This is a genomic window from Longimicrobium sp. (genome assembly GCF_036387355.1).
Taxonomy (GTDB): domain Bacteria; phylum Gemmatimonadota; class Gemmatimonadetes; order Longimicrobiales; family Longimicrobiaceae; genus Longimicrobium.
This window is the reverse complement of record NZ_DASVTX010000436.1, coordinates 25,221-32,606: the sequence shown is the minus strand read 5'-3', so window position 1 is coordinate 32,606 and position 7,386 is coordinate 25,221. Positions and strand designations below refer to the sequence as shown.

5 protein-coding genes are annotated in these 7,386 nt (G+C 69.5%); 2 read left to right on the top strand and 3 right to left on the bottom strand.

The window, feature by feature from the left end; all coding sequences use genetic code 11:
* Together VF665_RS19105 and VF665_RS19100 are read left to right on the top strand one after the other, a co-directional pair.
* Positions 1-478, top strand: a 478-nt coding sequence (locus tag VF665_RS19105; RefSeq protein ID WP_331055055.1) for a hypothetical protein, incomplete at its 5' end; no start/stop codon positions are given.
* Between the two features lie 1,214 nt (positions 479-1,692).
* The gene (locus VF665_RS19100) at positions 1,693-3,528 is read left to right on the top strand and encodes a DUF885 domain-containing protein (RefSeq protein WP_331055054.1); all 1,836 of its coding nucleotides are present in this window, start codon (positions 1,693-1,695) and stop codon (positions 3,526-3,528) included.
* A gap of 80 nt (positions 3,529-3,608) precedes the next feature.
* Here VF665_RS19100 and VF665_RS19095 read toward each other — a convergent pair whose 3' ends face one another.
* From VF665_RS19095 to xerD, 3 genes are all read right to left on the bottom strand, one after another.
* Complete coding sequence (locus VF665_RS19095; protein ID WP_331055053.1) at positions 3,609-5,300, bottom strand: VCBS repeat-containing protein; 1,692 nt, start codon at positions 5,298-5,300, stop codon at positions 3,609-3,611.
* Positions 5,301-5,874: 574 nt separating this feature from the next.
* Positions 5,875-6,294, bottom strand: coding sequence for a hypothetical protein (locus tag VF665_RS19090; RefSeq protein ID WP_331055052.1), 420 nt, complete (start codon positions 6,292-6,294; stop codon positions 5,875-5,877).
* Positions 6,295-6,449: 155 nt separating this feature from the next.
* On the bottom strand, positions 6,450-7,382 hold the full coding sequence (xerD, locus tag VF665_RS19085) for a site-specific tyrosine recombinase XerD (RefSeq protein ID WP_331055051.1): 933 nt from the start codon (positions 7,380-7,382) through the stop codon (positions 6,450-6,452).
* Positions 7,383-7,386: the final 4 nt, after the last annotated feature.

The following is a 7,386-nucleotide window of genomic DNA, read 5'->3' as shown; positions in this document are numbered from 1 at the left end:
GATGCCGGCGACCGTCACCGCGCGCGACGGCGGGTTCAACGTGAACGGCGGCGCCGGGTACCTGCCGCGCAGCGCGACGGAATTCGGCACCGCGGACGGCCTGCGGCGGGCCACGCTCCTCCCGGCCGCCGATGGCGCGCGCAGCGAGATCCTGATCGTACGCTCCACGGGCGACAGCACGCGGCTGGTGCCGGTGGCCGCGGCGGACACGACGGCCGCGGCGCGGGCGGAAATCGCGGGGACGTACGCGAGCGAGGAAGCCGAATCCACCGTGTCCATCCGCAGCCGTAACGGCGCGCTGGAACTGGGAATGGCGGGCGACCGCACGATGAGGCTGCAGCCGGCCTACGCGGGCGCGTGGATGGCGCCGGATGACGGCTGGCTCTTTGTGGTGGACCGCGATGCCGCCGGGCGGATCCGCGGGATGAGGGCTTGGACAACGCGGAGCCGCGGCATCCGTTTCGACCGCCTGCCCTGACGCGTTTGTCCGGGATCGCCTCGGGCGGGAAGATGAGCGATCGATTGGCGGCTGGGGAGGGCGGTTGAAACCGCGGCAACAACGGCGCGAAGTCCGCCTGCGCGGACTGTGGCGGACGGTCCCGAGAGTGGCCCAGAGCCTTGGCGCCGCCGCCTGTCCAGAGCGAATGAATTCGCCGCTGGAACAGCACGAAGTCCGCCTGCGCGGACTGTGGCGGCTGCGTTGGCGCGGGCGGCATGCGCCGGGCCGTCGTCAGGTTGGATGAAGCCCCGAACGGCGCCTGCGGGCGCCGTTCGGGGCGTGTCGCTGTCGGAGCGGCGGGTTCATGCGCTCAGGGGAGTTCCGGCCGCTCTGGTACGTTTCGGACGGTGCCGAGCGGCGGCGGGGGGCCCCTCCCCCGCCCCTCCCCGTGCAAACAGCCGCACGGAGAGGGGAGAACGGCAGATCGGGGCGCTTCGGAGGGTGCCGAGCGGACGGAGCGGCCCCCTCTCCCCTGCCTTTCCCCTGCTGTCGCGGGGGAAAGGGAGACCTCGGCGCGAGGGTAGCTTTCGGCAGCGAACTCATCCCCGCGCAGGTGCAGCCTCACAGCAGTATCGTGAGGCTTTCAGCCGTTGTTGCGGCGACTTCAGTCGCTCAGCAGCCCAGCTGCACAGAATCCCGGAATCCGCGCCGGACCCCAGGGTGCGACCAACCCTCCCCCAGTCTGTTTTGGGGGAGGGTGGGCGAGTCATGCGAGCCCGGGTGGGGGCCGCCCTGGACCCGCCGCCAACACCGGCACCCGCCGCCCCGTGCAGGTGAAGTCCCCCCGTCTGTTTGGGGGGACTTTCCGCTGTTGTTGCGGCGAATTCATTCGCTCAAGGGCCGCCACCCGAAAAGGCGGGAACGGCGTCGCGCTTCGCGCGGGCCCCACCCCCACCCCTCCCCGTGCAAACTGCCGCACGGAGAGGGGAGAAAAGGAAACCTCAGTGCCGGGCCGGGGTTCGGGCGTTGGGCCGATGGTTTCGGCATGCGCAGCCTTGCAGAGCCCGCCGGCCGCTTGCCACAACGCGGCCGCGGCCCGATCATCCCCGGTCGGCGCGCTCGGCGAGCCACAAACGGTCCGGCGGCGCGACGGGTCTGCACAGGACATCCCCGGACCGGCGGAGCCCAGCGCCCCTGCGCCGCCATCGTCCGCCACGTCCCCGCGTTTTCCATCATTCCAGGAGGCCGTTCCCTTGAAGAAATGCATCCCCCTGTACGCGGGCGTCGTTCTGGCCTGCGGATGCGCGGCGCCGCGGGCCGGGACGGAGGCCGCCCCCGCTTCCACGCCCGCGCCGGCCACCACCGCGGCGGCTCCCGCGCAGAACGCCAACCAGCGGCTGGACCAGACCGCGGAGGCGTACTTCGAGGCCGGGCTGGCGCTGAACCCCGCGGGCGCCACCTCCGTGGGCGACAACCGCTACAACCACCTGTACACCGTGTGGTTCAGCCCCGAAGTCCGCGCCGCGGACCACGCGCTGCGCACGGAGTACGAGCAGAAGCTGGCCGCCATCGACCGCAACGCGCTGGACGCCGAGCATCAGCTGACGTACGACGTCTTTCAGCGCAACCTGCAGTCCGAGCGCGAGGGAGAGCAGTTTCCGTCACACCTGATCCCACTGAACCAGTTCTTCAACTGGACGGCGTTCTTCGTGGGGATGGGCTCCGGCACCGGAGTGCACCCGTTCCGCACGGTAAAGGACTACGACGACTTCCTGTCCCGCATGCGCGGCTTTGAGCAGGGGGTGGACGCCACCATCGCCAACATGCGCGAGGGGATGGCGGCCGGCGTGGTGCAGCCCCGAGTGCTCATGGAACGCGTGCTGCCGCAGCTGTCCGCGCACGTGGTGGACGACCCCACCACGAGCCTGTTCTACGGCCCGGTCACCAACATGCCGGCCGACTTCTCCGCCGCGGACCGGGCGCGGCTCACGGCGGCGTACACGGCCGCCATCCGCGAGCGCATCGTTCCCGCGTTCCGCCGGCTGCACGACTTCGTGCGCGACGAGTACATGCCCCGCACCCGCTCCACCGTCGGGCTCGCGGCCCTGCCCAACGGCCGCGCCTGGTACGAGTACATGGTGCGGGAGGTGACGACCACCAACCTGACGCCGGAGCAGATCCACCAGATCGGCCTCTCGGAGGTGGCGCGCATTCACCGGGAGATGGAAAAGGTGAAGGAGCAGGTGGGCTTTCGCGGCGATCTGCAGGCGTTCATGCGGTACATCCAGACCGACCCGCGCTTTCGCTACACCACGCGCGAGGAGATGCTGGCCGACTATCGCAACGCCCAGGCGCGCATCGACGCCACCACCGACCGACTGTTCGACGTGAAGCCGGCCGCCAACTACGAGATCCGCCCCGTGGAGGCCTTTCGCGAGCGCAGCTTTTCGGGCGGATCGTACACGGCGGCGGCGCTGGACGGGTCACGCCCCGGCGTCTTCCATCTCAACACGTACGATCCCACGGGGCGCCCGCGGTACGGCATGGAGTCGCTGCTGATCCACGAGGGCTCGCCCGGGCACCACTTCCAGATCAGCATTGCGCGCGAGCTGGACCACCTGCCCCGGCTGCGGCGGTTCGGCGGGTTCACGGCGTTCGCGGAGGGATGGGGGCTCTACGCCGAGACGCTGGGGCGCGAACTGGGGCTGTACACCGATCCGTACCAGTACTTCGGGTTCCTGTCGTCGGAGCTGTGGCGCTCCATTCGCCTGGTGCTGGATACGGGGATCCACTCCAAGGGGTGGACGCTGGAGCAGGCGCAGCAGTACGCCCGCGAAAACTCTGCCACGAGCGAATCCACCATTCAGGCGGAGACGGAGCGGTTCGTGGCCATTCCCGCCCAGGGGCTGGCGTACAAGATCGGCGAACTGAAGATCACCGAACTACGCCGCCGGGCAGAGGCCGCGCTGGGGCCGCGCTTTGACATCAAGGCCTTTCACCGCGCGATCCTGGAAGACGGCGCCCTGCCGCTGGACGTGCTCGACGCCAAGATCAACCGCTGGATCGAGGCCCGGCGGCCCGGCGCGTGATCGCCGGTCGCCCAAACCAGAAGCGCCGCCCCGCAGTCCGGGGGCGGCGCTCCTCGCACCTTCGCTCGTCCTGGCCAGGATCAGTTGACGACGATCACCCGTGAGCCCAGGCCGGAGTAGACTCGCTGATAGTGGGGACTGGTCGGCCGCTTCTCAACGACCTGAAGGCAGTAGGTTCCGGGCGCGGAGGGCGTCCACGTCGCACTGTGCGCGCGGGTCTGCCCGGGCGCCAACTGCACCTGGGTGGCGAACGCATAGGCGGGCACGTGCGTGCTGCTGATCTCCGGATCACAGTACGGGTCGGATGCGTTCTTGACGCGGACGTCCACCCCTACCTCGCTCAGAAAGACGGCGTCGTCGTCGAAGTTGCCGAGGGTGAACGCGGCGGTCACCGGCTTTCCGACGGCAAGCCCTTCCGGCGCGGACACCTGAACCGAGCCCACCAACTCGGTGCCGCGGGTGAGAGTCAGCGTCTGCCAGTCGCCCGACGCGCAGACCCAGTCCGTTGCCCCGACCTCGTACACGCGATTGGCGGAGTAGTCCAGGTTCTTCCACGCATCCAGCCCGCCCTGAACGAGCGCGGGTCCCTGCACGCGCACCCGTGCCTCCATCCAGACGCTGTCGGCGCCTGAGATGTCGGCTCTCAGGTCGGGCCAGGACTCCAGGTACGGATGCCACACGTCGTTGGGGCTGCTGCTGGGGTGAATGACCAGCGCACCATTCGTGATCTGCACCGGCATGCTTCGCCAGTCTCCGCCAAACCACGGATTGCGCAGCCTGAGTTCGCCCGCGGCCCTGGTGTCGGTGTACTCGTTCCGGGCGACAATCTGCGCGACACCGTTGATACGCGCCCACAGCCGGATGTAGTCGATCTCCACCGTGCTGGTGGCGCTGGACCCGGCCTGCTGAACGGCGTGCAGCCACGGCGTGGCGCCCCGGAACCCGAACGGGGAGCGCCAGAACGCCGTATAGCTCTGCGGGTGGAACGCCTCCGGCGGAGCACACTTCGGCGCGCGGCCAAAGCGGCCCGCGGTGGCGATCCTCCAATCCTTGGCTACGGTGGGCAGAGCGGTGTGGGTGCCGGTGTAAGTGGTGCCCTGCATGTGCCAGATGTCCCGCTCACCCGTAGAAGTGTTCTGCCACACCAGGTCGGGCGAGTCATCCCCGGTAAAGTCGCCTGCCGCCGCGATCTCCCACGCCACGGGCACCGTCGGCAGCATTGCGTACTGCTGGGTGTAGACGGTCCCCTGCATCAGCCAGATGGAACGCTCGCCCGTGGACGTGTTCTGCCATACCAGGTCCGGACTCCCGTTGCCGTTGAAATCCGCGGCGGCGGCGATCTTCCACGCGCTGGGCACCGTCGGCAGCATCACGGCCTGCCCCGCGTAGGTGGTGCCCTGCATCACCCAGATGGACCGTTCTCCCGTCTGGCCGTTCTGCCACACCAGGTCGGGCTTGCCGTCGCCGGTGAAATCGGCGGCCGCCGCGATTTCCCACGCCGGCGCTACCTGGGGCAGAAGGGTGTACGCGCCGGGCCAGTGAGAGGCGTTCATGTGCCACACCGAGCGCTCGCCGGTGGCGGTGTTCTGCCACACGAGATCCTGCTGTCCATCCCCCGTGAAGTCTCCCGCGCCGGCGATGTCCCAGACGGTGGCAACGGTTGGCAGAATCGAGGCGCCGTCCCACGATGTGCCCTGCATGTGCCACATGGACCGCTCGCCCGATACGGTATGCTGCCACACCAGCTCCGGGCTGGTGCCGATGGCCTGCACGCTGGGGGATGCGGAAGGGTTCGAGGGTTCGAACAGGGGTTGAGGTCCGGTCTCGGCCGCCGCCGGGCTCATGACGGGCACCGGACCGCGGGTGCTCAGGGGCCCTGCCTGGGGCCCACCCTTCTGGCCCGACGAAGGCGCTACCGGCTGGCGACCATCGTCGCAGGCGGAGAGGGCAAGGGCCAGGAGGGGTACGGATGCGTGGTACGGGCGCAGGAACATGGAACACCTCGCAGCGGAAAGATAAAGAATGAGGCATGAAAGGAGGTTGGATGCGGCGGTGCGATACGAGTCCGGCGCAAGGCGGATCAGCACCGCGTCTAAAACCCCCGCCGACAAGCGCGCGCAAGAAACGCGCCGTATCAGACATTAGATGGCGGGATGGGAATGGCGCAAGCGCGATGGAGGCAACGGCTCGGCGCTCGCGGCGTCTGCCGGCGTGAGGCTGCGTACGTAACGCGTGAGTACGGGTCTGCTTGGGTCACGCACCGCACCCTCGCGCAGCATCGGCAGCCCGGGCGCTGCGGTCGACCGCCGTGCGGTTCCGTCAACCCGGAGCTCGAATGCGCGTGCGCTACCCCTGCAGGCTGCCGCGGACCCCTGTGCTGGGCGCCAGCGCCCGCCCGTCTCGCGGCACGCGAAAGCGCAGGACCGCCGCGGATATGCCGTATCCGGCGAATCCGCCCCATATCGCTCCCCCCAGCGAGGCGATGACCGCGCCCGCCCCGGCGCCCGCCACGGTGCCCAGCAGCGTGCCCGCGAACGCGAGACCCAGCGGAACGTGGCGCATCAGCAGCCACGCGGTCAGAGGGGCAAGAAAAGCTCCCGCCACGACTCCCATCAACGCGCCGAAGATCAGAAAGGAGGGATCCCAGAACAGTTCCCCGCCCTCGAGCACCATCCACACGAACTGCGCCCCGGCCCCCGCCACCCCGCCGAAGAGCGCGCCCGCCCAGCTCAGCCCCACCGTCACCAGAATCGCCCGAAGCACCATGGTACGCCTCCTCTCGTGAAGTACTTTGCATCACAAAGAGCAGGATAGCGACAGGTCGTTCCGCCGTCAACGGTGCGTGGGCCGTGGGCGGATTGGGAGGCCGAGGAAGCTGACGGGCTGCGGAGGATGCCGACCGGCCACAATCCAGGCGCGGACTACGCCCGCGGGTGGTGTGAGCGGTGCTCCTGGTGCAGGTAGCTGCGGTCCACGTGCGTGTAGCGCTGCGTGGTGCCGATGTCGGCGTGGCCCAGCATCTCCTGCACGGCCACCAGGTCCGCCCCGCCCTCCAGCAGGTGCGTGGCGAACGAGTGCCGCAGCACGTGCGGCGACACGCGCTTCTCGATCCCCGCGGCCTCCACGTGCTGCCGCAGGATCTTCCACACGCCCATGCGCGTCAGCGGCCCGCCGCGCGCGTTCAGGAACACGCGGCCCTCACCTTTGCCCCGGTCCAGCCGCGGCCGCGTTTCGCGCAGGTAAATGCTCAGCGCGCCGATGGCCCGCCGCCCGATGGGCACCAGCCGCTCCTTGGCGCCCTTGCCGAACACGCTGGCGAACGCGTCGTCCAGGTGCAGGCTGCGGAGGCGCAGATCCGTGAGTTCCGACACGCGGACGCCGCTGGCGTAGGCGAACTCCAGCATGGCCCGGTCGCGCCACGCCAGCGGGTGGGCCAGGTCCGGCGTTTCCACCAGCTTTTCCATTTCCGCCACCGTCAGCACGTCCGGCAGCTTCTTCCACGCCTTGGGCGTGTCGATGCGCTCGCTGGGGTCGCCCACGACCATGTTCTCGCCCACCAGAAAGCGGAAGTACATCCGCACCGACGATACGTTGCGCGCGATGGACGACGGGGCGAGCCCCAGGTCCTTGAGCAGCAGGATAAAGGCGCGCAGGTCCGCCGTGGTGACGTCCGCCGGCCCGGCGCGGCCGCGGCTGGCGGCGAACTCCACCATCCGCGCCACGTCGTGCTCGTAGCTTTCCAGCGTTTTTTCGGAGAGGCCCCGCTCGAACCGCAGGTGGTCCAGGTACGGTTCGATGGAAAACGAGAGCGGCGGCGCGGGCCTGCCGCCATCGGAAGGGTTCGCGGCGGGCACGCGG